The following is a 23,992-nucleotide window of genomic DNA, read 5'->3' on the forward strand; positions in this document are numbered from 1 at the left end:
CCGAGGTCAGGCGCGGCCGGTGAGGCGGTCGTCGAGCCAGTAGGTGGCGATGGTGAAGGCGGGGCGGCCGGATGCGCGGGGCGCGGCGGCCGCGCGGGCCGCGGCGGCGGCGGCCGGAGCGGGCGCGTCGGGCTGGTGGTCGCGGAGGACGTTGCTGCTGGCCGCGCGGTGCGCCCGGGAGCGTGCGCCGGAGTCGGACTCGAGCAGGATGCCGTCGCGCACGTCGAAACGCGCGGCATCCTGCTCGGCTTCGAGGCCCGCATCCGGCTCGGCCGTGCCCTCGAGTTCGCGTTCGGCTGCGACCGTTGCAGCGGTCTGTGGAAGCCGGATCGCGAAGAAGGGGAGCGTCAGGCTGCACAGGGGCCCGATCAGCAGCGCGAAGGCGAGCGTGCCGACTCCGACGTTGCCGCCGAGGATCCAGCCGATGATCAGCACGGTCACCTCGATGCCGGTGCGCACAGCCCAGATCGGCCAGCCGGTGCGGGCGTGCAGCCCGGTCATGAGTCCGTCGCGCGGGCCGGGGCCCATCTTGGGTCCGATGTAGAGACCGGTGGCGACGGCGAGGAGCAGCAGGCCGCCGACGAACAGCAGCACCTGAGCCCACAGCTCCGTCTGCCGCGGGATGAGCGCGAGTCCGAGCTGCGCGGCCGGCCCGATGAGGAGCACGTTGAGCACGGTGCCGAGCCCCGGACGTTGGCGCAGCGGGATCCACGCCAGCAGCACGACGAGTCCGACGATGTTGGTGATGAGCCCGAACGCCCATCCGGTCTTGATCGACAGGCCCTGCGCGAGCACGTCCCAGGGGGAGACCCCGATGCCCGCCTGCACCATCATCGCGATGGCGATCCCGTAGGCGAAGAGCCCGAGGAGCAGTTGCACGAGTCGGCGGGTGAGGAGCAGTCCGGTGGTCACTCATCCATCCAATTCCATGATTGGCCTTACATCAAGATGCCAATTCGGTTAAGGTGGCCTGATGGCTGACGCACAATTGACCGCCCGATCCCTGGATGCGCTGCTCGGGGAGTGGCGCGGCGACGGTGCGCACTACCAGGCGCTCGCCGACCGCATCCGTCTGCTCGTGCTCGACGGCCGCATCCCGATCGACACGCGCCTGCCGGCCGAGCGCGACCTCGCCGCGCACCTCGCGCTCAGCCGCACCACGGTCACCGCCGCGTACCGCGAGCTGCGCGAGGCGGGCTTCGTCGACAGCGTGCGCGGTTCGGGCAGCCTCGCCAGGCTTCCCGGCCCGGTGCTCACCGCGGCGCCCCCGATCGGCGGCGACGGGATGCTCGACTTCACCAAGGCCGCGCTGCCCGCCGCCGCCTCCCTGCCCGCCGCCGCCAGGGCCGCCGCTGAGGAGCTGCCGCACTTTCTGCCCGACTCGGGCTACGACCCGGTCGGACTGCCGCACCTGCGCGAGGCCATCGCCGCGCGCTACCGCGAGCGCGGGCTGCCGACCGAGGCCGGACAGATCCTGGTGACAGTCGGCGCGCAGCAGGCGATCGCCCTGATCGCGCGCACCTTCCTCGGCCGCGGCGATCGCGCCCTCGTGGAGATGCCGACGTATCCGCACGCGATCGAATCCCTTCGGCTGGCCGGCGCGCGGTTGGTGCCGGTGACCGTGACGGCCGCACCGGCCGCCGGTGCCGGGCCGCACGCTGTCGGCGACGACGAGCTCTCCGACGGGTGGGACGTGGAGGCCGTCGAAGAGAGCATCCGTCGGACGAACCCGGCGCTCGCGTACCTGATCCCCGACTTCCACAACCCGACCGGTGCATCCATGTCGCCTGAGACGCGCATCCGGATTCTGGCCGCCGCTGCGTCGCAGGGCACGATCGTCGTCGGCGACGAGACCACCGCCGAGCTCGACATCGACCGGGTCGGCGAGCGTTTGCCGATCGCGGCATACGGCGTGCGCGAGGCCGGCGACGCGCCCGTGATCCTGATCGGCTCGGCGAGCAAGAGCCTCTGGGGCGGGCTTCGGATCGGCTGGATCCGTGCGGAGCGTCCGCTCATCCGCAAGCTGATCGCGGCCAAGCCGGCCACCGACCTCGGCACGCCGATCCTCGAGCAGCTGGTGGTGGCCCGGATGCTGCCCCAGATGCGCGAGATCCTCGAGGAGCGGCGCGTGCAGCTGAGGGCGGGTCGCGAATCCGTGCGCCGCCTGCTCGCATCGCACTTCCCCGATTGGACCGTGCCCGAGCTGCGTGGCGGCCTCGCCGCCTGGGTCGGCATCGGCGCCCCGGTGAGCTCGGCCCTCGCGCTCGGCGCCCGCAGCCACAACCTCCTCATCGCTGCGGGGCCGCGCTTCGGACTGGACGGCGCCTTCGAACGCTTCCTCCGCATCCCGATCACGTACTCCGAGGACGAGACCGCGCGCGCTCTCGCCGCCCTCGCCCGCACCTGGTCCACCTCCCTGCACGCCCCCATCCCCTACCCCGACCCCGCGTCCCTGGCCGACGTCGTCTGACCCCCGTCTGCCCCATCCCATCCCAGCCCCTCCCTCCACCCACCCACCCACCCCGCCTAGCCCGGTGAGATGCCAGTTTCTACGGTTTTCGGACCCCGGAAACGGTAGAAACCGGCATCTCGGCACCGGGACGGAGGGGGCTGTGGAGAACTTCTGCGGGCAGGTGGGCCGGCGTGGCAGGGTGTGCGGATGGAAACCGAACTCCCGGGGGAGCTGGCCGAGCGGCCCTTCACGGTTCGTGAGGCGCTCGCCGCCGGCGTCGAGCCGTCGCGCCTGCGGCGAAAGGACCTCGCGGTGCCGTTCCGCGGTGCGCGCATCCCTGCGACGGCAGAAGACGCCGACGATTTCGCACTGCGGTGCCGGGCGCTCGTGGCTCGCCGGCCCGACGCCGCGCTTTCGCACACCACGGCCGCACGGATGCACGGGCTGCCGGTCCCGTGGCGCATCCGGGACGAGCTGCATCTGACGGTCGCCCCACCGGGTCGGCCGCCACGTATCGCAGGCGTCCACTCGCACCGCAGCCTCCTCGGCCCACGCGACCTAACACGGGTCGGCGGGATGCTCATGACCGCCGCGGCCCGCACCTGGGCAGACCTCAGTCACACCTTGAGCCTTCGTGAGCTGGTCGCTCTCGGCGACGCGATCGTCCACTGGAGGTCCCGGCGGTCGACGCCCGACGAGCTCCGGGCTTCCGGATGCTCGCCCGGCTCCCGCGGGGCCGCCCGCGCCCGGCACGCCCTTGCGTTGATGCACGAGCGGTCGGAGTCGCCCCAGGAGTCACTCCTCCGGGTCATCCTCGCCGAGGCGGGTCTGCCGCCACCCGATGTGAACGTCGACCTGCGCGGCCCGGACGGACGGTTTCTCGCCCGCCCTGATCTCCGGTTTCCCGACCAGCGGGTGATCGTCGAATACGAGGGGGACCACCATCGAGTCGACCGGGGCCAGTGGCAGCGCGACCTCGTGCGAACGACCCGATTGCAGGCCGTGGGCGAGAAGGTCGTCCGGGTCGGCTCCGCACATCTGCACGCTGAGAAGAGCCTGGTGGTCCTTGTATACCGGTCGCTCGCCGAAAGAGGCTGGCTGCCGGGAGACGCGCACTGCGGCGGGCGCAGCCCGCACCCGGAAGTCGTACCTGGGCATGAGGAATTTGCACAGGCTGCACTGAGATACTTCTGAGGCGGCGATGGCGTCGCACCCCTCCCATCCAGATCCGCAAAGGGTACGCCTGTGCATTTCCTCGCCGTCCTCAGTATGAAGAACCGCGCGCTCATCGCGCTGGTCACGATCGTGGCTGCGGTGTTCGGCGGGCTCGCACTGACGAACCTCAAGCAGGAGCTCGTGCCGAGCATCCAGTTTCCGCAGGTGGCCGTCGTCAGCTCGTACCCCGGCGCATCGCCCGAGGTCGTCAACAACGACGTGAGCACACCGGTCGAGACGGCCATCCAGGGCGTGCCGGGCCTCGAGAGCACCTCGGCCGTCAGCAGCACGAACCAGTCGCTGATCACCGTGATGTTCACCTACGGCACCAACCTGGCGACGGCCGAGCAGAAGCTCGACCAGGCGATCAACCGCATCAAGCCCACGCTCCCCGACGGGGTCGACCCGCAGGTCGTGTCCGGCAGCATCGACGATCTGCCCGTCATCCAGCTCGCGGTCACGGGAAGTGCCGACCAGAAGACCCTCGGCGAGCAGATCACCAAGTTCGCGCTGCCCGACATCAAAGACGTACAAGGCGTCAATGACGCTCAACTGGTCGGCGAGATCGGCCAGCGCATCACGATCGTGCCCGACCCGGCCAAGCTGGCCGCTGCCGGATTCTCCACGCAGTCGATCAAGGATGCGCTGCAGCAGAACGGCGTGCTCGTCCCGGGCGGATCGATCACCGAAGACGGCAAGACGCTGTCGGTGCAGTCGGGCAGCCAGCTCGGGTCGGTCGCCGACATCGCGTCGCTGCCGCTCATCCGGTCGGCATCGGCGAGCGCCGGAGCAGGCGCCGGTGCAGGCGCGGGTGCGGGCGCATCCGGTGCCGCCGCGGGCGCTCCCCAGGCCGCCGTGCCTGCGCCCACGCCCACGATCGGCGAGGTGGCGAGCGTCCAGGAGACCGACGACCCGACCACCTCCCTCTCGCGCGTCGACGGCAAGCCCGCACTGACCATCGCCGTGACCAAGCTCCCGTCGGCCAACACCGTCGAGGTGTCGAAGGGCGTCAACGACCTCATCGACGAACTGCAGACCAAGATCGGCGACGGCGCCAAGATCACCGTCGTGTTCGACCAGGCACCGTTCATCACGCAGTCGATCAACTCGCTCACCGAAGAGGGGCTGCTCGGTCTGCTCTTCGCCGTGATCGTGATCCTGGTGTTCCTGATGTCGATCCGGTCCACCCTGGTGACGGCCATCTCCATCCCGACCAGCGTTCTCATCACGTTCATCGTGATGCAGGCCACCGGATACACGCTCAACATCATCACGCTCGGCGCGCTCACGATCGCCATCGGCCGCGTGGTCGACGACTCCATCGTCGTCATCGAGAACATCAAACGACAACTCGTCGCCGGAGTCGATCGGGCATCGACCATCGTCAAGGCCGTGCGCGAGGTCGCGGGCGCGATCACCGCATCCACGATCACCACGGTCGCGGTGTTCCTGCCGCTCGCGTTCGTCGGCGACGTGACAGGTGAGCTGTTCCGGCCGTTCGCCGTGACCGTGACGATCGCGCTGCTGTCGTCGCTGCTCGTCTCGCTGACGATCGTGCCCGTGCTCGCCTACTGGTTCCTGCGTCCGCCGAAGGCGCGCAAGCACGAGGGCGGAGAGGCCGTCTCCGACGCCTCCCACCTGTCGATCGACGAGGCCGTGGCCGCGGGCGAAGACGAGCTCGAGCATCCGTCGAGGCTGCAGCGCGGGTACCTTCCGATCATCCACTGGACGCTCAAGCACTCGGTCTCGACCATGCTGATCGCGGTGCTGGTGCTCGTCGGAACCGTGTTCCTGTTCCCGCTCATGAAGACGAACTTCCTCGGGTCGTCGGGGCAGAACACGCTCACCATCTCGCAGACCCTCCCGCCGGGCACGAGCCTCGAATCCGAGGACGCAGCCTCGAAGCCGGTCGAGCAGGTGCTGCTCGACACCGAAGGCATCGAGATCGTGCAGCTGTCGATCGGCTCGAGCGGAAGCGCCCTGCGCGACGCGTTCACCGGTGGCGGTGGCGGCATCACCTACTCCGTGACCACCGATCCCGACGCCGACCAGGACAAGCTCAAGAGCACGGTCGAGAACGAACTCGCCAAGATCAAGGACCAGGGTGAGATCACCGTCTCATCGTCCAGCGGGTTCGGTGCCTCCAACGACATCGAGGTCAACATCACGGCCACGAGCAACGCCGATCTGCAGAAGGCCACGGATGCTGTGGCCGGCGAGATCGAGAAGCTCGGCTCGATCAAGCAGACCACCGATAACCTCAGCGCTTCGCTGCCGTACGTCGCCGTGAAGGTCGACCGGGCGAAGGCCGCCGAGGCCGGGCTCAGCGAGGTCGCCGTCGGTGGTCTCGTCTCGCAGGCCGTGCAGCCGACGACGGTCGGATCGGTCGCGATCGACAACACGACTCTGAAGATCTACCTGCAGAGCCCCAACCCGCCGACCACCGTGGCGGCGCTGTCCGCCCTGGAGATCCCGACCCTCGCCGGGCCGGTACGGCTCGACAGTCTGGCGAGCGTCACCGATGTGAACGGCCCGTCGACCGTGACCACGCAGCGCGGTCTGCGCACCGCGACGGTCACAGCCACTCCGGGCACCGACAACCTCGGAACCGCGAACGCCGACGTCACCAAGGCACTCGACTCAGTGGACCTCCCTGCGGGCGCGACCGCCAAGATCGGCGGCGTCTCGTCGAGCCAGTCGGATGCGTTCTCGCAGCTTGGGCTCGCACTGCTGGCGGCCATCCTCATCGTCTACATCGTCATGGTGGCGACGTTCCGGTCGCTGCGGCAGCCACTGCTGCTGCTCGTCTCGGTACCGTTCGCGGCCACCGGTGCGATCGCGCTGCAGGTGATCTCGGGCATCCCGCTCGGCGTCGCGTCGCTCATCGGTCTGCTGATGCTCATCGGCATCGTCGTGACGAACGCGATCGTGCTCATCGACCTCGTGAACCAGTACCGGCGACGGGGGATGTCCGTCTCCGACGCGGTGGCGCACGGCTCCTCGCGTCGTCTGCGCCCGATCCTGATGACGGCGCTGGCCACGATCGCAGCGCTCACCCCGATGGCGATCGGCTGGACCGGCCACGGCGGGTTCATCTCGCAGCCGCTGGCGATCGTCGTGATCGGCGGCCTGGTGTCGTCGACACTGCTCACGCTGATCGTGCTGCCGACGCTCTACAACTTCGTCGAAGGACTGAAGGAGCGACGGGATGCGCGCCGGGCTACGAAGGCGAACGGCGACGGCGGTGCGTCCGGACCCGGGACGGCAGGGGCTGCAGGGCCGGATGCGCCCGCGCCGGGCTCGCCCGAGCCGAGCGCACCCGAGCCCGTGGGGACGCGGCCTTAAGCACGGAACCGTGATGGACGCCCGGTCGATCGACCGGGCGTTCGTCGCGTCCGTCGCATTCGGCCGGGGTGAGGCCGGGTTCAGGCCCGCGCGTTGACCACGTGGTCGAGTGCGGCCTGGGCCAGCATCGGCCACTGGTCCTCGCTGGCGGCGGGCACCTCGACCCAGTCCTGGAACGGCTTGTCTCGGCGCGACGGATCGAACAGGACGGCGCCGGGCAGCAGCATGCACTCAGCGTGCACGCTCGTCTCGCGGCCGAGCTTGAACGCCATCGCGCCGTAGAACTCGCACGCGAACACCTTGCCGTTCACTTTGAGCGCCGGATGGCCGAACATCTTCGCAGTCACCGCGCCGGCTCCCTCGAGCTCGGCGGCGATCTCGACGAAGGCGGGCGCAGCATCCATGTCGCGATCCTAGGGCCCGTTGGGCGTCCGCGATACCGGACAACGGATGCACGCCAACTGTTCCCGCGGACGCGCGGCGTTGCTACGGTCGGCGTATGAGCTCCCGCCCGCTGTCCGTCGACCCCCTCTGGCCGCGCGCTGGCGACTGGCCATCGCCCGACACGATCGAACCGGGCGAGCCGATCGACCTCACGCTGCTCGGCATCCCGACCTGGCGCACCTCCCTCTCGCCCAGCGGAGCGGGCTCGACGCCCGCCGCCGTGCGGGCGGCGCTGCGGTACTACGCGGAGTTCGCGCCGCCGGACAGGTCGGGGCGGAAACGCTACGTCCGTTCGCTATCCGACCTGGTGCTCACCGACGCGGGAGACGTGGAGGAGCCGGACGACCCCGAGGGTGAGGGGCGTGCCATCGCGGCGATGGCGGATGCAGTGGCGCGCGCATCCCTCGTCGTGGCGGTCGGAGGCGACAATGCTCTCACCGTGCCCGCGGCCCTCGGGGCCTGGGGCGAGGAGCTGCCCACGGCCGGGCTGATCACCCTCGACGCGCACCACGACCTCCGCGACGGAGTGAGCAACGGATCCCCGGTGCGTCGCCTCGTCGAAGCCGGACTCGACGGGCGCCGGATCGTCCAGATCGGGATCGCCGACTTCGCCAACTCGCCGGAGTATGCGAGGCGGGCGGCGAGCTACGGGATCACGGTGGTGCACCGCGACGAGCTCCACCGGCGCCCGATCGACGATGTCATGGCGGAGGCCCTGGACATCGCGGGGTCGGCGGGCGGGCCGATCCACGTCGACCTCGACGTCGACGTGTGCGACCGATCGGTGGCGCCCGGATGCCCGGCATCCGTGCCCGGGGGCCTCGCGGCCTGGGAGCTGCGGCGCGCTGCCCGGGTGGCGGCGGCGCATCCCTCGGTGCGATCGCTCGACCTGGCGGAGGTGGACGCGACGGCGGACGCCCCGGATGGACGCACGGTACGCCTCACGGCGCTGTGCGTGCTCGAGGCGGCCGCCGGGGTCGCGCAGCGCTGAGCGCGCTCTGCTCGGCGCCCGGCGCCCGATGCGCTCCCGACTCGCGGCGAATCGACGTTCCCGGGGCCGGGAAGGTCGATGTGCCGCGACTCGGCGCTGGTCAGCGCGCGGCGCGCCGCGCGGGCGCGCGACGCGACCTGCTACGCGAGGCGGGCGCCGGCGCGCCAGACGCCGGCGGCGAGCGGCACGCCCGGCCGGTACGCGAGGTGCACGTAGCCGGGCGCGCGGAGGGCGACGAAGTCTGCCCGAGCGCCCGGCGCGAGGTGCCCCACATCCGTGCGGCGGAGGGCCGCGGCGCCGCCGGCCGTCGCCGACCACACGGCTTCCGCCGGGGTCATCCCCATGTCGCGCACGGCGACGGCGATGCAGAACGGCATCGACGACGTGAACGACGAACCCGGGTTGCAGTCGCTGGCGAGGGCGACGGTCACGCCCGCGTCGATCAGGCGTCGCGCATCCGGATACGGCTGGCGGGTCGAGAACTCGACGCCGGGGAGGAGCGTGGCGACGGTCGACGATCCGGCGAGGGCGACGATGTCGTCGTCGGTGAGGTAGGTGCAGTGGTCGACGCTGGCGGCATCGAGGTCGACGGCGAGCCGGATGCCCGCACCGGGAGCGAGCTGACTCGCGTGCAACCGCACACCCAAGCCCCGGGCCGCGCCGGCCTTGAGGATGCGGCGGGACTGCTCCGGCGTGAAGGCCCCGGTCTCGCAGAACGTGTCGATCCAGCGGGCGTGAGGCGCGCAGGCGTCGAGCATCTCGCCGACGACGAGGTCGACATAGGCGTCCGGATCCGCTGCGAACTCGGCCGGCACGACGTGCGCCCCGAGAAAGGTCGTGTCCTCGGTGACGCGTCGGGCGATCGCGAGCAGCCGGGCCTCGTCGTCCACGGTCAGGCCGTAGCCGCTCTTGATCTCGAAGGTCGTGGTGCCCTGAGCGTGCAACTCGGCGACGAACGTGTCGAGACGGGCCGTGAGCTCCGCATCCGTTGCCGCACGTGTCGCCGCGACGGTGCTGCGGATGCCGCCGGCGCTATATGCCTGTCCGGACATACGCGCCTCGAACTCGGCCGCGCGGTCACCACCGAAGACGAGATGGGTGTGGCTGTCCACGAAACCGGGGATCACCGCGGCGCCCGCGAGGTCGACGACGTCGGCGTCCGAGACGGCCAGCGCGGCCGCATCCGCAACAGGCAGCGACGACGCGGCGCCCGCCCACTGCACGACGCCGTCGACGACGAGCATCGCCGCATGGTCGACGATGCCGAGACGCTCGACTCCGGCGGAGGCGGCGAACGCGGGGTCGTTGGTGACCAGCTGGCCGATACCGGTGAAGAGCGTCGTGGCGGGAGCGAGCATCCCTAGCCCTCCTGCATCGGGATGCGCAGGCCGCGCTCGCGGGCGACCTCGGCGGCCCGCTCGTAGCCGGCGTCGACGTGACGCATGACACCCGTGCCCGGATCGTTCGTCAGTACGCGCTCGATCTTCTCGGCCGCGAGCGGGGTGCCGTCTGCGACGACGACCTGTCCGGCGTGGATGCTGCGCCCGATCCCGACGCCGCCGCCGTGGTGGATCGACACCCAGGTCGCGCCGGATGCGGTGTTGAGCATGGCGTTGAGGAGGGGCCAGTCGGCGATCGCATCCGAGCCGTCGGCCATTGCCTCGGTCTCGCGATACGGCGAGGCGACGGACCCGGAGTCGAGGTGGTCCCGGCCGATGACGACGGGGGCGGTGAGTTCGCCGCTCGCGACCATCTCGTTGAAGCGGAGGCCGGCGAGGTGGCGCTCCTTGTAGCCGAGCCAGCAGATGCGGGAGGGCAGCCCCTCGAAGTGGACCTTCTCACCGGCGGCGGTGATCCAGCGGCGCAGGTGCTCGTCGTCGGGGAACAGTTCGAGGATTGCACGGTCGGTCGCCGCGATGTCGGCGGGGTCTCCGGAGAGCGCCGCCCAGCGGAACGGCCCCTTGCCCTCGGCGAAGAGGGGACGGATGTACGCGGGCACGAAGCCGGGGAAGTCGAACGCGCGACCGTAGCCGCCGAGCTTCGCCTCCGCGCGGATGGAGTTGCCGTAGTCGAAGACCTCTGCCCCCGCATCCTGGAATCCCACCATCGCTTCGACGTGCGCGGCCATGGATGCGCGGGCGCGGTCGGTGAAGGATGCAGGATCGGCGGCGGCGAGATCGTGCCACTCGTCGACAGTCACACCCACGGGGAGGTAGCTCAGCGGGTCGTGCGCACTCGTCTGGTCGGTGACGATGTCGATGGGGACTCCGCGGGCGAGAAGCTCGGGGAAGACCGTGGCGGCGTTGCCGACGAGACCGACGGAGAGCGGCCTGCGCTCGTCGCGCGCTGACAGGACGCGGGCGACGGCGTCGTCGATGTCGGTGGCGAGTTCGTCGAGGTAGCCGTGGTCGATGCGGCGCTGGAGGCGCGACTCGTCCACATCCACGATCAGCACCGCCCCCTCGTTCATCGTGACCGCGAGGGGTTGCGCGCCGCCCATCCCGCCCGCGCCCGCGGTGAGGGTGACCGTGCCGGCGAGGGTACCTCCGAACCTCTTGGCGGCGACCGCGGCGAAGGTCTCGTACGTGCCCTGCAGGATGCCCTGGGTGCCGATGTAGATCCAGGAGCCGGCCGTCATCTGGCCGTACATCGTGAGTCCGAGCGCCTCGAGGCGGCGGAACTCGGGCCACGTCGCCCAGTCGCCGACGAGGTTCGAGTTGGCGATGAGCACCCGCGGGGCCCAGGCGTGGGTGCGGAAGACCCCGACCGGTTTGCCGGACTGCACGAGGAGGGTCTCGTCGTCCTCGAGGTCGCGCAGGGTGCGGACGATCGCGTCGAAGGCCTCCCAGCTGCGGGCGGCGCGGCCGGTGCCGCCGTAGACGACGAGGTCGTCGGGACGCTCGGCGACCTCGGGGTCGAGGTTGTTCATGAGCATCCTGAGCGGCGCCTCGGTCTGCCAGCTCTTCGCGGTCAGCTCGGTTCCGCGCGCGGCGCGGACCGGTCGTGCTCCCTGCATCTTCTCTCCTTCGGTTCTGTCATCGAGTACAGACGAAGTCCCCTCATACGCGGCTCGGAAAGGGGATTTCGGCTGGACTCGATTGCGTTTGTCAGTTGAGGGGGCCGGTCGTGGATTCGGCAGCGGCCAGGATGCGGCCCGACTGTACCAACGCGACGACGGCTTCGATCTCGGGGGAGAGGTAGCGGTCGGGGCCCGGACCGGCGGCCGCCGTTCGAACCTCGGCGATGACGGCGCCGGTCGCGCGTCCGGGAAGGAGCGGCGCGCGCAGGTCGGCGGCGCGGGCGGCGGTCATGACCTCGATGGCGAGAACGCGGCCGAGGCCGTCGATCGCCCGGCGCAGCTTGCGGGCCGCCGCCCAGCCCATCGACACATGGTCCTCCTGCATCGCGGACGACGGGATGGAGTCGACGGATGCGGGCGCAGCCAGCCTCTTCAGCTCCGACACGATGCCCGCGGCCGTGTACTGGGCGATCATCAGTCCGGAGTCGACGCCGACCTCGTGGGCGAGGAACGGAGTGAGGCCCTGGTTGCGAGCCTGGTCGAGGAACCGGTCGGTGCGGCGCTCGGACATGCTCGCCACATCCGCCACCACGATCGCCAGGAAGTCGAGCACGTACGCGATGGGGGCTCCGTGGAAGTTGCCGTTCGACTCGACGCGGCCGTCGAGGGTGAGCACCGGATTGTCGACGGCGGATGCGAGCTCGCGGTCGGCCACGAGACTCGCGTGGGCGAGGGTGTCACGTGCGGCGCCGTGAACCTGGGGGGCGCAGCGCAGCGAGTACGCATCCTGAACCCGGGTGCACTCCGGACCTTTGTGGCTCGCGACGATCGGCGATCCGGCGAGCATGGTGCGAAGGTTGGCGGCCGAGAGCGCTTGACCGTGCTGCGGTCGCAGGCGCTGGAGGTCGTCGGCGAAGACGGCGTCGGTGCCGAGCAGGGCCTCGACGCTCATGGCGGCGGCGATGTCGGCCGTAGAGAGCAGGGCGGCGAGGTCGCTGAGGGCGAGCGAGAGCATGCCGAGCATCCCGTCGGTACCGTTGATGAGGGCGAGTCCCTCCTTCTCGGCGAGCACGACGGGCGGGATGCCGGCAGCAGCGAGCGCGTCGCTCGCCTCGGCCAGGGTGCCCGGGCCGTCGGTCGCTGCCCCGACGCGAACCTGGCCCTCGCCCATCGCAGCGAGCGCGCAGTGGGCGAGGGGGGCGAGGTCGCCCGAGCATCCGAGCGACCCGTACTCGCGGACGATCGGCGTGATCCCGGCGTTCAGGATGGCGGCGTAGGTCTCGACGGTGACGCGCTGCGCGCCGGTGCGCGCGGTCATGAGGGTGGACAGGCGGAGCAGCATGAGGGCACGGACGACCTCGCGCTCGACCTCGGGACCGGAGCCGGCCGCGTGGGAGCGTACGAGACTCGCCTGCAGCTGAGCGCGGCGGTCGGCGGGGATGAACGTGGTCGCCAGCGCGCCGAATCCGGTCGAGATGCCGTAGTGCGGTTCGATGTCGTCGGCGAGGGCTTCGACGATCGCGCGGGAGGCCTGGACGGCTTCGAGCGACGTCGGGTCCAGCACGACGGGGGCGTCGTGGCGGGCGACGGCGACCACATCCGCGACCGTGAGGGGCCGTGCGCCGACGAGCACGCTGTTCTTCGTGAGGAGCATGACCTCATCCCACACTCTGCCGCGCCGCTGCGCCGCACCCGTAGACTCTTCTCCGTCCGGTATCCCAGACACAGGGACCCGGATCCGGATGAGGGGTCGCAGATGAGCAAGGTACCCGCGGCGGAGAACACACTGCGGATTCTGGCGCACCTGGCCGCGCAGCGGGGGCCGGTGCCCGCCGCGACGATCGCGAGCGCACTAGGGCTGCCCCGGTCGACGGTCTATCATCTGCTGGCGGTGCTGATGGAGCACGGATTCGTCCTCCACTTTCCGGAGGCGAAACGCTACGGTCTCGGGGTCGCGTCCTACGAGCTCAGCTCGGCCTTCTCGCGGCAGGAGCCGCTCAGCAGGCTCGGCCGGCCCATCCTCGCCGCACTGGTCGATGCACTCGGGGAGTCCGGCCATCTCGCAGTGCTGCACGGCCGCGACGTCGTGTACATCGTCGAGGAGCGCGCACCCCGCCGGCCGCGCCTGATCACGGATGTGGGAGTGCGGCTGCCGAGTCACCTCACGGCGAGCGGGCGCGCACTCCTCGCGACGCTTCCGCCCGGGCAGCTGCGGGCGCTCTATCCGGATGCGAGCGCGTTCGAAGACCGCACAGGCGCGGGCCCGCACTCGTACGCCGAGCTCAAGCGTGTGGTGGGGGATGCGCGTGACGCCGGATTCGCGACGGAAGACGGCGACGTGACGCCCGGATTCGCATCCGTCGCGGTCTCCGTAAGGGACCACGCCGGCTGGCCTGCGGCCGGTATCGCGATCACATTCCCGCGCGAGAATGTTCCCCGGGAGCAGTGGCCGGCCCTCGCCTCACGCGTGCGCGAGGCGGCGGCGGAGCTGTCGCGCCGCATCCGCGGCAGCTGACGGCCGCCGACCTGTCAGGCGACGGTCGCGCTGACCGCCGACTCTGGATGAGGGGTCGCAACACGCCGCCTGACTACCGCAGGTAACGGCGGGTTGCGACCCCTAGGCAGCCGCCGCCCCGCCCGGCGAGAGCTAGGCGGCGACCGAACCGAGTGGCTTGGCGTAGCAGATCGAGTGCGGGTCGCCGACGTACGACCCGAAGTTCGGGATGCGCTCGTACCCGCGTCGCTCGTACAGCGCGATCGCCGCGTGCTGCCGTGGTCCGGTCTCGAGTTGCAGCGTCGCGACTCCCGCCACGGCGGCAACGGCCTCCGCGTCGGCGAGAAGTGCGGAGGCGAGTCCCTGCCCGCGTGCGTCTTCGTGCACGAACATCCGCTTCAGCTCGGCCGTCCCGTCACCCTTCTCGACGACGGCGACCATGCCGACCGCGCGGCCGGGTGCATCGCGCGCGACGAGCACCGTGACACCGGGCGCCTCGAGCTCGCTCACGTCGAGCAGATAGCAGCTGTCGGCCGGGTAGAGCGCGAGCGTGAACTCGTCGCCGAGGCGCAGGAGCTCTTCGATCTCGGCGGTGCGGGGAGGTTCGATGGCGATGGCGGCGGGCACGCATCCACCGTAGCGCGAGCAGGTGTCGGGAATGTTTCGCTAGCGTTGGGGGATGCAGACGACGCAGAGCGACGACGGTATCGCTGCGTTCAGCGCCGTTCGGGGGCGCCTGTTCGGCATCGCCTACCGGATGCTCGGCACGGTCGCCGACGCCGAGGACGTCGTGCAGGATGCCTGGCTCCGCTGGCAGCAGACCGACCGGGATGCCGTGCGCGACCCCGCCGCGTTCCTCGCGACGATCGCCACCCGGCTCGCCATCACGGCCGCCACCTCGGTGCAGGCGACGCGGGTCGCCTACATCGGGCCGTGGTTGCCCGAACCCGTTCAGACCGGCGCCGATCCGACGCTCGGAGCAGAGACCGCCGAGGCCGTGGAGCTGGCTGTGCTGGTGCTGCTGGAGCGACTGACTCCGACGGAGCGGGCGGCCTACATCCTGCGGGAGGCTTTCGGATACGGCTTCCGCGAGATCGCCGAGGTGCTGCAGACCAGCGAGGCGAACGCGCGCCAGCTCGCCACCCGCGCCCGCAGGCACCTCGAGAGCGAGCGACGCCGGCCGGTCGGCCGAGCAGAGCACGACCGGCTGTTGCGCGCCTTTCTGGCGGCGGCCCGCGCCGGCGATGTGGCCGCCCTCGAAAACCTGCTCGCCGAGGATGCCGTGAGCTACTCCGACGGCGGAGGGGTGGTGACGGCCGCACGCATCCCCGTCGTGGGCGCGTTGCGGATCGCGCGCTTCCTCACGGGGGTCACCGAGAAGTCGGGGCAGGGCATCGACGTCGACTTCGGCGAATGGAACGGCTCGGACGCCGCGTACATCACCCGGGACGGGGAGCCGGTGACCCTCGCGACGATCGACGTCTCCGATCGTGGCATCGAGCGCGTGTACATCGTGCTGAACCCGCAGAAGCTCACCCGCCGAGGCTCAACTGCCGGCTGACCGGCGCTCCACCCGACGGCGTTCGTCCTCGTGCGCGGCCCGGAGCAGCTCGACGACGGTGGCGGTCGTGCGTTCGCCCGGGTTCACCACGGCGACCCACCCGAGCGGCCCGTAGACCGGATGCGGCATGATCGTGTCCGCCTCGCTGAAATCGTGTGCGACCGGGTCGCGGGGGTTTTCGCCGGTGAGCTCGGTGAACCTCTCCTGGCCGACGTGGATGTTGAGTCGCCATCGGCCATCCGGGTCGAGGTCCGACTCCCGGTCGTCGGGATAGTCCTTCGTGACGATGGTCGCGTACGGCTGGACGTTCTGGGGAACCTTCCCGTCAGGGGCGTAGTAGAAGAAGTGGTCTCCCCACGCGACCTCCGGGAACTCGCTGCCCGCGCTGGGTGCGAGTTCCAGGACGCCGTCGAACGAGCGGATGATGTCGAGGATCTGCTCCATGCTCATGGTTCAAGTGTGCGCTAGCGAACAGTTGCTCCGGCGTACTTCTGCGCCAGGTAGTCGTCGAACGTGACCCGGCCGAACGGCTCCCCGGGCACCAGCCCGGCGCCCGTGTCGTAGGCGGCGAACATCTTTCCGGGAAGGCGCACGTTCAGACCGGGTCGGCGGCTTCCGGTCGCCTTCTTCCAGACGTTCAGCAGGTCGAGCATCGTGCGCTGCTGGGGTCCGCCGATGTCGGGAACGCGGCCGTGCGGTGCACCGGCGGCGAGCTCGGCCAGCCGGCCGGCCACCTCCTCGACCGCGATCGGCTGGCAGCGCCAGCCCGGCGCGAGCAGCACCGGCGAATACTTCTGCGCGCGGTAGAGCTGGTCGATCAGCGTGTGGAACTGGGTGGCCCGCTGAATCGTCAGCGGCACCCTCGATGCCTGCGCCACGCGTTCGATGTCGAGGCGTTGACGGTAGTAGGGCATCGGGATGTGGTCGATATCGACGATCGAGATCAGCACCAGGTGGCCGACCCCGGCGGTCTCCGCCGCTGCCATCAGGTTCTGTGCGATCGCGACGTCGTTCTTGCCGCGCGACTGCGCGCAGTGCACGACGGTGTCGACTCCGCGAAAGGCGTCGGCGACTCCCGCGCCCGTGAACAGGTCGCCGACAGCCGAGCCGTCGCGGCCGCTGCGGCTGAGGCCGCGTGCGTCGTGTCCGGCCGCGCGGAGAGCGGCGAGGGTCGGGGTTCCGAGCGTTCCGGTCGATCCGGTGACGAGGATGGTCATGGCGTGGTCCCTTCTTCGTGTCACCAGCTATGACCAGCCGTCGCTCTGATTCGTGACAGCCGAGGTCGGGCTAGGCGGCGGCGAAGCGGCGGGCCGAGCGCTCTTTGGCCTTTGCGGCCTCCTCTTCGCGGTTCTTCGGCGGCGCGGTCGTCACCAGGTCGTCGAGAAGGTGCTGCGTGAGGTGGGCGATCTCGGCGACGGCTCGGTCGAAGGCCTCGGCATTGGCTTTCGACGGCTTCGACGTTCCGCTGATCTTGCGCACGTATTGCAGTGCTGCGGCGTGAACCTCGTCATTCGATGCGGCGGGCTCGAAATTGTGAAGGGTGTGGATGTTCCGGCACATGCGAAGAGGGTACCCCTCAGGATGCCACGGCACGACCCTCTGCGGCACGACCCTCCACGGCACGACCCATTGCGGCACGAGCCTCCGCCGCGCGGCCTTTCGCCACGTGCGCGAGCCGGCGCAACGTCTCGGCGTTCCTGATGTGGAACACGACATCGAGAAGCCGCTGCGGGATGAGCAGCAACGGTCCCGAGAGCACGTACTCCTCGATGCGCACCAGGCACCCGTGGCCTTGCGGCTCGACCTCGATGATGACGCGCTCGCGACCGACCGGCCGGGTCTTGGCCTCCAGCACGACCCGGTGGGGCGCATCCCAGGTGTCCACCCTGGTCTCGTCGTTGAGCACGAACGGCCACACCCCGATCGAGTGGTGCAGCTTGGTGCCGGGTTCGGGCCAGCCGGTGTCGGCTGCCCGCATCCGGGACGCGCCGACCACCCAGGTCGGGTACACCCACGGATCGGCGAGAACGACGAAGATCTGCTCGGGTGTGCAGGCGACGCGGCGCAGGTTGACGGACATGGCTACTGCTCCATCCTTTCGTCGGGGGCCAGTGACGGCATCCGGTTCACCCCGAACTCGTGGCGAAGAGCACTGCGAGCGGCGTAGTAGCCGGGCAGGCCGTGCACCCCCGGTCCCGGAGCGGCGGCAGCGGAGGCCAGGTAGAGGCCGCGGCCGGGCATCCGCCACGGCTCGGTGGAGAGCACGGGCCGGGCGATCAGCTGACGGAAGGTCGCAGCTCCCGCCGAGATGTCTCCGCCCGTGTAGTTCGGGTTGTACCGCTGCATGTCCACGGCCGTGCGCGACGAGGTGGCGAGGATGAGGTCGCGGAAGCCGGGCGCGAACCGCTCGATCTGGCGGATGATCGACTCCTGCTGGTCGATCGCCGACCCGCCCGGAACGTGCGTGTAGGCCCAGAGCACGTGCTTGCCGGCCGGGGCACGTGTCTCGTCGAACAGCGACGGCTGCGACACCAGAACGTACGGGTCGGTGCTGTGACGGCCGGATGCGACCTCGCGTTCCTGACGCGCGATCGCCTCCCGGGTGCCGCCGAGATGCACCGTGGCGGTCTCGGCGAGCTCGCGGTTCTCCCAGGGGACCGGACCGGAGAGCGCGAAATCCACCTTCGCGACGCCGTTCCCGGTGCGGAACCGGGAGATCTTGCGGATGTAGCGGGGAGAGAGCCGGTCTTCGCCGAGGCGGACGGCCGCCTCCGCGCCCGTGTCGAAGAGGATCGCGCGTGCCGACGGCAGGTCGGCGAGGGTGGTCACCTCGACGCCGGTGATCAGCTCACCGCCGTGCGCAACGAGATCGCTGAGGAGGGCATCCGCGATCGACTGGCTGCCGCCCACCGGGATCGGCCAGCCGCGCGCGTGGGCGTAGGTGGCGAGCGTGAGGCCGGCGGCCGCGCCGGCCAGACTCGGCAGCGGCACGGTGGAGTGGGCGAAGACCCCGGTCAGCAGTGCGGCGGCCTCCTCGCCACGGAAGGGACGATTCCACCAGGTACCGCCCTGATTCAGCATCGTCAGGGCGAAACGGGCCGCGGTGATCGGATGGCGCGGAACCTGCAGCACCTGCGATCCGGTGAACTCGGCGAGCGCATCCGCGTGGGCGACGAGGGGACCGAGCAGCCGCCGATAGGCCGGGCCGTCCTCGCCGAGACCGTCGACCGTGCGTTCGAGGTCGTGATAGGCGAGCGCTGCGCGCCCGCCGTCGAACGGGTGCCCGTACGAGGCCGTCGGCACGATGAACGGGATGCGCTTCTCGATCCCGAACCGCCGGAAGAAGCCGGAGGCGAAGGCCAGGGGATGCACGGCCGAACACATGTCGTGCACGAAACCCGGGAGCGTGATCGGTTCGGTGCGCATCCCGCCGCCCGCTGTCGCGTTTCGCTCGTAGACGCGAACCGAGAGTCCGGCGCGGGCGAGGGTGACGGCGGCGGCCAGCCCGTTGGGGCCGGAGCCGATGACGATCGCGTCGGGGTCGGAGTTCATTACCCACTTATACCCCTGGTTGGGCCCGCGCGGACCGGCTGAAAGATCCCCGACCATTCCCAGCTTGGATCCTGTATCGTAGATCAGTCGGCTCTTGACACCGTGCTTTTCTGTGCGGATGGGTTTGTAAGTCAGGTGGGCCGGTTTCGTCGCCAATAGGCGGGCGAATGATCACTGTATGTGAACGGCCCCGGCCAAAGACTGCCCGGGTTCTCCCAGACCATGACCTCAGCGGGTCATGCGCTGTGCCATGCACACGAGAACAACCCAGGAAAGCAACCATGCCAGGATTCAAGAAGCAGCACGGAGCCGCCGGCGCACGCAAGGGCGGTCCCAAGTCGGGCAGCCGCAGCCCCGGCCACCGCGGTTACCGCGCAGAAGAGACCGCCGAAGCGCCCAAGAAGCAGCGCTGGACGACCGAAGACCGCGCAGCGCGTCAGGGCTACGGCTCGCGCGATGCCGCCGGCACCGGTGGCGCCCGCAAGGAGCGACCCAACTGGGAGCCCCGTGGCAAGGACGCACGCACGTGGGAGTCCCGCGGCGAACGCGGCGCGGCCCGCACCGGCAACGGTGAGCGTCCCGCCCGCGGCGAGCGCCCCGCGTACAACAACGACCGTCCGGCACGTTCGTACGACAACGACCGTCCGCGTCGGTCCTCCGACGACCGCGGCGACCGCGCTCCGCGTTCGTACGACAACGACCGTCCGCGTCGTTCGTACGACAACGACCGCCCCGCCCGCAGCTTCGACAACGACCGTCCGCGTCGTTCCTTCGAGGGCGACCGCGCTCCGCGTCGCGACGCCGACAACGACCGTCCGCGTCGTTCTTACGACAACGACCGTCCGGCCCGTTCGTTCGACAACGACCGTCCGCGTCGTTCGTTCGATGACCGTCCCGCCCGTGGCGAGCGTCCGGCCTACGGAGATCGCGCTCCCCGCCGCGAGTTCGACAACGACCGCCCGCGTCGCTCGCCGGATGGCGACCGCGCACCCCGTCGCAGCTACGACAACGACCGTCCGGCCCGTTCGTTCGACAAGGACCGTCCGGCCCGTTCGTTCGACAACGACCGTCCCCGCCGTTCGTTCGACGGCGACCGCGCCCCGCGTCGCGACGCCGGAAACGACCGTCCGCGTCGTTCGTTCGACGACCGCGGCGACCGCGCTCCCCGCCGCGACGGCAACTCGACGTTCTACCCGAACCGCGACGAGAAGGGCGCGTTCACTCCCGAAGCCGACGTCGTGCTCGAGCGCCTCGAGGCCGACGCCATCCAGGCCAAGGATGTCGAGGGCGTGTCCTTCGGTGACCTCGGCATCGGAGGCAACATCGAGCGTGCGCTCGCCGACCTCGGTGCGGCGAGCCCGTTCCCGATCCAGGCTGCGACCATCCCGGATGTGCTGGCCGGCAAAGACGTGCTCGGCCGTGGCCGCACCGGCTCCGGCAAGACCATCGCCTTCGGCGCGCCGCTCGTCGAGCGACTGATGAGCCTCTGGGCCGAGTCGGGCAAGTCGGGCGGAAAGCGCCAGATGGGACGCAAGCCGCGCGCCCTCATCCTCGCCCCCACCCGTGAGCTCGCACTGCAGATCGACCGCACGGTGCAGCCGATCGCCCGCAGCGTCGGACTCTTCACCACCCAGATCTACGGCGGCGTGCCCCAGGCGCGTCAGGTCGGCGCGCTCCAGCGCGGAGTCGACATCGTCATCGGCACTCCCGGCCGCATCGAAGACCTCATCGAGCAGGGTCGTCTCGACCTCAGCGAGGTCGTCATCACGGTGCTCGACGAGGCCGACCACATGTGCGATCTCGGCTTCCTCGAGCCGGTGCAGCGCATCCTTCGCGAGACCGCCGAGGGCGGCCAGAAGCTGCTCTTCTCGGCCACGCTCGACAAGGGTGTCGCCCAGCTCGTCGAGGAGTTCCTCCCCGAGCCGAGCGTGCACGAGGTCGCCGGCGAAGACCAGGCGTCTTCGACCATCGACCACCGCGTGCTCGTCATCGAGCACCGCGACAAGGCCGCCATCATCGAGCAGCTCGCCGACCGTGAGGGCAAGACCCTGGTCTTCGCCCGCACCCGTGCGTTCGCCGAGATGCTCGCCGACCAGCTCGACGACGCCGGCATCCCGGCCGTCAGCCTGCACGGCGACCTCAACCAGTCCCGCCGCACACGCAACCTCGGTCAGCTCACCAGCGGCCGGGTCAACGTGCTGGTGGCGACGGATGTGGCTGCTCGCGGCATCCACGTCGACGACATCGACCTGGTCATCCAGGCCGACGCGCCGGATGAGTACAAGACCTACCTGCACCGCTCGGGCCGCACGGGCCGCGCGGGCAAGCAGGGCACGGTCGTGACGCTCATCCCGCGCCAGCGTCAGCGCCGCATGACCGAGCTGCTCGGCCGCGCCGAGATCGAGGCCGAGTTCGTGCCGGCGATGCCGGGCGACCAGCTGCTCACCGACCTCGCGCAGGCCGGCGCGTAACAAACGCACTGAGTCGCGTCGAATCGACCTTCCCGAGCCCCGGGAACGTCGATTCGGCGCGACTCGCGCGTTAAGCGGTCACTTCTTGTGGGCTGCGATCAGTGTCGCGACGCGACGTCGGTCAGGTGAGTTGCGCGAGTGCGTGGGTGCCGAGGGACGCCATGCGGGGGTTGTCGTCGGAGTGCGCGGCGAGCGCCGAGCCCATCGCGACGGCCCAGCCGGCCGCCCGCGCCCAGGTGTCGTCATCGGAGGGAAGGAGTTCGTCGAGCCGTGCGCGGAACAGCGCGCGCGCATCCGGCTCGAAGGTCAGCCAGGCGGTCGCCAGGTCGGTGGCGGGGTCGCCGGCGGTCAGGTCGCCGAAGTCGATCACCGCCGCCAGTGCCCGGCGATCCGGTGACAGCAGCAGGTTTCCGGGATGCAGGTCGCCGTGCAGCCAGATCGGCGGCCCGTCCCAGGGCTCGGCGGCGAGCGCGCGCTCCCAGTGGGCGGTCGGGCCCGACACATCGGTTCGCTCTGCGAGCTGCTCGAGCCGCGAGCGCACCGCGGCGTCACGCGTGGCCAGCGGCACGCCCCGCACCGGGTTGTGCGGTGCGTCGGCGGGCGCGGCTGTATGCAGAGCAGCCACGAATTCGGCGAGCGGGCGGGCGACGGATGCGCGGGCCGCGCCAGGAACATCCGCACCGTCGACCCCGTCGACCCAGCGCACGATGCTCCACGGCCACGGGAATTCGTCGCTCGGCGCCCCGTTCCGCACCGGAGCGGGGACCGGCACCGGAAGCTGCGGGGCCAGCCGCGGCAACCACTCCTGCTCGTGGGCGATCAGCTGGGCGGCGACCCGGCGGCGGGGGATGCGCACGGCGAGGTCGTCGCCGAGTCGGAAGATCTCGTTGTCCCACCCGTCGGCGACAAGTCGGAGGGGTGCGACGAGATCCGGATGCTGTGCCGAGATCAGACGAGCGACGAGCGCGTCGTCGACGTGGATATCGGCCTCAGGGGTGTGCACTCGCTCAGCCCGGAGTGTTCAGCCAGAGGACCATCGCGGGGATGACCGCCGCCACCGCTTCGGTCATCTGCACTGCATCCGGTTCGAGCAGCCACTGCACCTGGAGCCCGTCCATCGCGGCGATGACGGCCGCCGCTGCCTGCCAGAGCTTCGCCTCTTCGACGTCGGCCGGGGCGGCCTCACGAAAGGCTTCCGCGACCATGCCCCGCAGGCCGATGAAGCGTTCGCGGAAGTAGTCCTGCGCGGGGTGCCCCTCGGTCACGGACTCGGCGGAGAGCACGGCGTACGCCTGCACGATCCCGGCGCGGGTCATGTTCACCTGGGCGGTGATGACGAGGTGGTCCAGGAGTTCTCTACCGACCGGGGGATGCTGCCCCTCGAGGTTCACCACGTCCACCTGGTCGCGGTGTTCGAGCACGGCGATGAGCAGCTGGTCTTTGGTGCCGAAGTGGTGGAGCACGCCGGCGTGGGTCATCCCGGCCTGTTCGGCGATCTCGATGAGTGAGCCGTTGTTGAAGCCACGGTTCGCGAATACCGCCATGGCGGCATCCAGGATGCGCTTGCGGGTGGCCGCGGTGCGCGCCTGGGGCTTCGCGACCCGGTCGGCGGCAGCGCGCTTGGCGCGGATTGTGTGGGACGCGGCCATCTTCGTTTCAGGTCGTGCGGACGTACGAAGACACCGTCGGTCCCGGCTGCAGGACAGCGTTCACGATCGCCTCGATGGCGAACTCGCTCGCCTTCGCGAGATCGACAGCCGCGGGGTCGAGCAGCCACTGCAATTGCAGTCCGTCCATGACCGCGAGGATGGATGCGGCGGCCTTGTCGATCGTGTCGGGGTCGCTCACGTTCTCCTGCGCGCACAGTTCGCGGAACGCCTCGTCGATCTCCAGGCGCAGGGTGCGGTACCGCTCGTGGAAGTATGCCTTCGCGGGGTGATCATCGGTCACCGATTCCGAGGAGAGCACGGTGTAGACCTGCACGATTCCGGGGCGCAGCGAGTTGCGGAACGCGGTGTCGACGAGGTGTGCGAACAGTGCGGGACCGCCGGGGATGTGGTGGCCGTCAAGGTGTGCCACGTCGTCCTGGTCACGGAACTCGAGCACTTCGAGGAGCAGATTCTGCTTGGATCCGAAGTGGTGCAGCACGCCGGCGTGAGTCATCCCGACCTGCTCGGCGATGTCGGAGAGGGTGCCGTTGGCGGACCCCTTGGTGCCGAATGTCTCGATCGCCGCCCGAAGGATCTTCTTGCGTTTGCGCGCGGTCTCGGGGCGAGGTTTCGTGCTGTCGCCCGCCGTGACCATCCGTGCCGCCCTCTCCTTTGTGCCGCTTGCGTGGAAGCTTACCACTCAGTAACCTCAGACCAACTTGCTTTCAGACCAGTAAGCAAGTTAGTGTCAGCCGACATCCCGCACCAGAGGGCACAACGAATGTGCCCGCCAGAAGGA

21 protein-coding genes are annotated in these 23,992 nt (G+C 70.2%); 7 read left to right on the forward strand and 14 right to left on the reverse strand.

Annotation, left to right across the window (positions count from 1 at the left end; all coding sequences use genetic code 11):
* Positions 1-6: 6 nt before the first annotated feature.
* Positions 7-912, reverse strand: coding sequence for a YitT family protein (locus ACFVV0_RS16900; RefSeq protein WP_387065634.1), 906 nt, complete (start codon positions 910-912; stop codon positions 7-9).
* Between the two features lie 61 nt (positions 913-973).
* Here ACFVV0_RS16900 and ACFVV0_RS16905 point away from each other — a divergent pair, with 61 nt between their 5' ends.
* From ACFVV0_RS16905 to ACFVV0_RS16915, 3 genes are all read left to right on the forward strand, one after another.
* Entirely contained in the window at positions 974-2,470 is a 1,497-nt protein-coding gene (locus ACFVV0_RS16905) for a PLP-dependent aminotransferase family protein (RefSeq protein WP_387065637.1), read from the forward strand.
* Between the two features lie 189 nt (positions 2,471-2,659).
* Entirely contained in the window at positions 2,660-3,646 is a 987-nt protein-coding gene (locus tag ACFVV0_RS16910; protein WP_387065639.1) for a hypothetical protein, read from the forward strand.
* A gap of 51 nt (positions 3,647-3,697) precedes the next feature.
* Complete coding sequence (locus ACFVV0_RS16915) at positions 3,698-7,012, forward strand: efflux RND transporter permease subunit (protein ID WP_387065642.1); 3,315 nt, start codon at positions 3,698-3,700, stop codon at positions 7,010-7,012.
* Positions 7,013-7,092: 80 nt separating this feature from the next.
* Here ACFVV0_RS16915 and ACFVV0_RS16920 read toward each other — a convergent pair whose 3' ends face one another.
* A complete protein-coding gene (locus ACFVV0_RS16920; protein ID WP_387065645.1) occupies positions 7,093-7,416 on the reverse strand; it encodes a hypothetical protein in 324 nt (107 codons plus the stop codon).
* A gap of 95 nt (positions 7,417-7,511) precedes the next feature.
* Between ACFVV0_RS16920 and ACFVV0_RS16925 the strand changes: the two genes are divergently transcribed.
* Positions 7,512-8,447: an arginase family protein gene (locus ACFVV0_RS16925; protein ID WP_387065648.1), complete on the forward strand. Its 936-nt coding sequence runs from the start codon at positions 7,512-7,514 to the stop codon at positions 8,445-8,447.
* 140 nt (positions 8,448-8,587) lie between these two features.
* Here ACFVV0_RS16925 and hutI read toward each other — a convergent pair whose 3' ends face one another.
* The 3 genes from hutI to hutH form a co-directional block, all read right to left on the reverse strand.
* A complete protein-coding gene (hutI, locus tag ACFVV0_RS16930; RefSeq protein WP_387065651.1) occupies positions 8,588-9,805 on the reverse strand; it encodes an imidazolonepropionase in 1,218 nt (405 codons plus the stop codon).
* A gap of 2 nt (positions 9,806-9,807) precedes the next feature.
* Positions 9,808-11,463: a urocanate hydratase gene (gene hutU / locus ACFVV0_RS16935; protein WP_387065654.1), complete on the reverse strand. Its 1,656-nt coding sequence runs from the start codon at positions 11,461-11,463 to the stop codon at positions 9,808-9,810.
* Between the two features lie 91 nt (positions 11,464-11,554).
* On the reverse strand, positions 11,555-13,120 hold the full coding sequence (hutH, locus tag ACFVV0_RS16940; protein ID WP_387065657.1) for a histidine ammonia-lyase: 1,566 nt from the start codon (positions 13,118-13,120) through the stop codon (positions 11,555-11,557).
* 102 nt (positions 13,121-13,222) lie between these two features.
* On the opposite strand from hutH, the gene ACFVV0_RS16945 reads away from it, so the two are divergent.
* Positions 13,223-13,981 (forward strand): IclR family transcriptional regulator, encoded by a 759-nt coding sequence (locus ACFVV0_RS16945; protein WP_387065659.1) that lies wholly within the window; start codon positions 13,223-13,225, stop codon positions 13,979-13,981.
* 132 nt (positions 13,982-14,113) lie between these two features.
* Here ACFVV0_RS16945 and ACFVV0_RS16950 read toward each other — a convergent pair whose 3' ends face one another.
* A complete protein-coding gene (locus ACFVV0_RS16950; RefSeq protein WP_387065662.1) occupies positions 14,114-14,587 on the reverse strand; it encodes a GNAT family N-acetyltransferase in 474 nt (157 codons plus the stop codon).
* Positions 14,588-14,639: 52 nt separating this feature from the next.
* Here ACFVV0_RS16950 and ACFVV0_RS16955 point away from each other — a divergent pair, with 52 nt between their 5' ends.
* Positions 14,640-15,521, forward strand: coding sequence for an RNA polymerase sigma-70 factor (locus tag ACFVV0_RS16955; RefSeq protein WP_387065665.1), 882 nt, complete (start codon positions 14,640-14,642; stop codon positions 15,519-15,521).
* Here ACFVV0_RS16955 and ACFVV0_RS16960 read toward each other — a convergent pair.
* From ACFVV0_RS16960 to ACFVV0_RS16980, 5 genes are all read right to left on the reverse strand, one after another.
* Positions 15,507-15,971 (reverse strand): DUF6194 family protein, encoded by a 465-nt coding sequence (locus ACFVV0_RS16960; RefSeq protein ID WP_387065668.1) that lies wholly within the window; start codon positions 15,969-15,971, stop codon positions 15,507-15,509. The genes ACFVV0_RS16955 and ACFVV0_RS16960 overlap by 15 nt on opposite strands.
* 14 nt (positions 15,972-15,985) lie before the next feature.
* Complete coding sequence (locus ACFVV0_RS16965) at positions 15,986-16,738, reverse strand: SDR family oxidoreductase (protein WP_387065671.1); 753 nt, start codon at positions 16,736-16,738, stop codon at positions 15,986-15,988.
* A 70-nt stretch (positions 16,739-16,808) separates the two neighbouring features.
* Positions 16,809-17,081 (reverse strand): DUF2277 domain-containing protein, encoded by a 273-nt coding sequence (locus ACFVV0_RS16970; protein ID WP_387065674.1) that lies wholly within the window; start codon positions 17,079-17,081, stop codon positions 16,809-16,811.
* A gap of 16 nt (positions 17,082-17,097) precedes the next feature.
* The gene (locus tag ACFVV0_RS16975) at positions 17,098-17,601 is read right to left on the reverse strand and encodes an SRPBCC family protein (protein WP_387065677.1); all 504 of its coding nucleotides are present in this window, start codon (positions 17,599-17,601) and stop codon (positions 17,098-17,100) included.
* A gap of 2 nt (positions 17,602-17,603) precedes the next feature.
* Positions 17,604-19,073 carry a phytoene desaturase family protein gene (locus ACFVV0_RS16980; RefSeq protein ID WP_387065679.1) on the reverse strand — a complete coding sequence of 490 codons (1,470 nt, stop codon included), beginning with the start codon at positions 19,071-19,073 and terminating at the stop codon, positions 17,604-17,606.
* A gap of 281 nt (positions 19,074-19,354) precedes the next feature.
* On the opposite strand from ACFVV0_RS16980, the gene ACFVV0_RS16985 reads away from it, so the two are divergent.
* Positions 19,355-21,544 (forward strand): DEAD/DEAH box helicase, encoded by a 2,190-nt coding sequence (locus tag ACFVV0_RS16985; RefSeq protein ID WP_387065682.1) that lies wholly within the window; start codon positions 19,355-19,357, stop codon positions 21,542-21,544.
* Positions 21,545-21,665: 121 nt separating this feature from the next.
* Here the strand turns inward: ACFVV0_RS16985 and ACFVV0_RS16990 are convergent, their stop codons facing one another.
* The 3 genes from ACFVV0_RS16990 to ACFVV0_RS17000 are packed head-to-tail and all read right to left on the reverse strand — an operon-like array spanning position 21,666 to position 23,848.
* Entirely contained in the window at positions 21,666-22,547 is an 882-nt protein-coding gene (locus ACFVV0_RS16990; protein ID WP_387065685.1) for an aminoglycoside phosphotransferase family protein, read from the reverse strand.
* A 4-nt stretch (positions 22,548-22,551) separates the two neighbouring features.
* Positions 22,552-23,193 (reverse strand): TetR/AcrR family transcriptional regulator, encoded by a 642-nt coding sequence (locus ACFVV0_RS16995; protein ID WP_387065688.1) that lies wholly within the window; start codon positions 23,191-23,193, stop codon positions 22,552-22,554.
* Positions 23,194-23,200: 7 nt separating this feature from the next.
* On the reverse strand, positions 23,201-23,848 hold the full coding sequence (locus ACFVV0_RS17000; RefSeq protein WP_387065690.1) for a TetR/AcrR family transcriptional regulator: 648 nt from the start codon (positions 23,846-23,848) through the stop codon (positions 23,201-23,203).
* Positions 23,849-23,992 lie beyond the last annotated feature (144 nt).

It is taken from the genome of Leifsonia sp. NPDC058230 (assembly GCF_042882245.1).
GTDB lineage: Bacteria > Actinomycetota > Actinomycetes > Actinomycetales > Microbacteriaceae > Leifsonia.

Excerpts from the sequence above, each read along its gene's own strand:
- ACFVV0_RS16905 (WP_387065637.1), top strand. The coding sequence starts at position 974 with ATGGCTGACGCACAATTGACCGCCCGATCCCTGGATGCGCTGCTCGGG.
- ACFVV0_RS16910 (WP_387065639.1), top strand. The coding sequence starts at position 2,660 with ATGGAAACCGAACTCCCGGGGGAGCTGGCCGAGCGGCCCTTCACGGTT.
- ACFVV0_RS16920 (WP_387065645.1), bottom strand. The coding sequence starts at position 7,416 with ATGGATGCTGCGCCCGCCTTCGTCGAGATCGCCGCCGAGCTCGAGGGA.
- ACFVV0_RS16925 (WP_387065648.1), top strand. The coding sequence starts at position 7,512 with ATGAGCTCCCGCCCGCTGTCCGTCGACCCCCTCTGGCCGCGCGCTGGC.
- hutI (WP_387065651.1), bottom strand. The coding sequence starts at position 9,805 with ATGCTCGCTCCCGCCACGACGCTCTTCACCGGTATCGGCCAGCTGGTC.
- hutU (WP_387065654.1), bottom strand. The coding sequence starts at position 11,463 with ATGCAGGGAGCACGACCGGTCCGCGCCGCGCGCGGAACCGAGCTGACC.
- hutH (WP_387065657.1), bottom strand. The coding sequence starts at position 13,120 with ATGCTCCTCACGAAGAACAGCGTGCTCGTCGGCGCACGGCCCCTCACG.
- ACFVV0_RS16945 (WP_387065659.1), top strand. The coding sequence starts at position 13,223 with ATGAGCAAGGTACCCGCGGCGGAGAACACACTGCGGATTCTGGCGCAC.
- ACFVV0_RS16955 (WP_387065665.1), top strand. The coding sequence starts at position 14,640 with ATGCAGACGACGCAGAGCGACGACGGTATCGCTGCGTTCAGCGCCGTT.
- ACFVV0_RS16960 (WP_387065668.1), bottom strand. The coding sequence starts at position 15,971 with ATGAGCATGGAGCAGATCCTCGACATCATCCGCTCGTTCGACGGCGTC.
- ACFVV0_RS16965 (WP_387065671.1), bottom strand. The coding sequence starts at position 16,738 with ATGACCATCCTCGTCACCGGATCGACCGGAACGCTCGGAACCCCGACC.
- ACFVV0_RS16970 (WP_387065674.1), bottom strand. The coding sequence starts at position 17,081 with ATGTGCCGGAACATCCACACCCTTCACAATTTCGAGCCCGCCGCATCG.
- ACFVV0_RS16975 (WP_387065677.1), bottom strand. The coding sequence starts at position 17,601 with ATGTCCGTCAACCTGCGCCGCGTCGCCTGCACACCCGAGCAGATCTTC.
- ACFVV0_RS16980 (WP_387065679.1), bottom strand. The coding sequence starts at position 19,073 with ATGAACTCCGACCCCGACGCGATCGTCATCGGCTCCGGCCCCAACGGG.
- ACFVV0_RS16985 (WP_387065682.1), top strand. The coding sequence starts at position 19,355 with ATGCCAGGATTCAAGAAGCAGCACGGAGCCGCCGGCGCACGCAAGGGC.
- ACFVV0_RS16995 (WP_387065688.1), bottom strand. The coding sequence starts at position 23,193 with ATGGCCGCGTCCCACACAATCCGCGCCAAGCGCGCTGCCGCCGACCGG.
- ACFVV0_RS17000 (WP_387065690.1), bottom strand. The coding sequence starts at position 23,848 with ATGGTCACGGCGGGCGACAGCACGAAACCTCGCCCCGAGACCGCGCGC.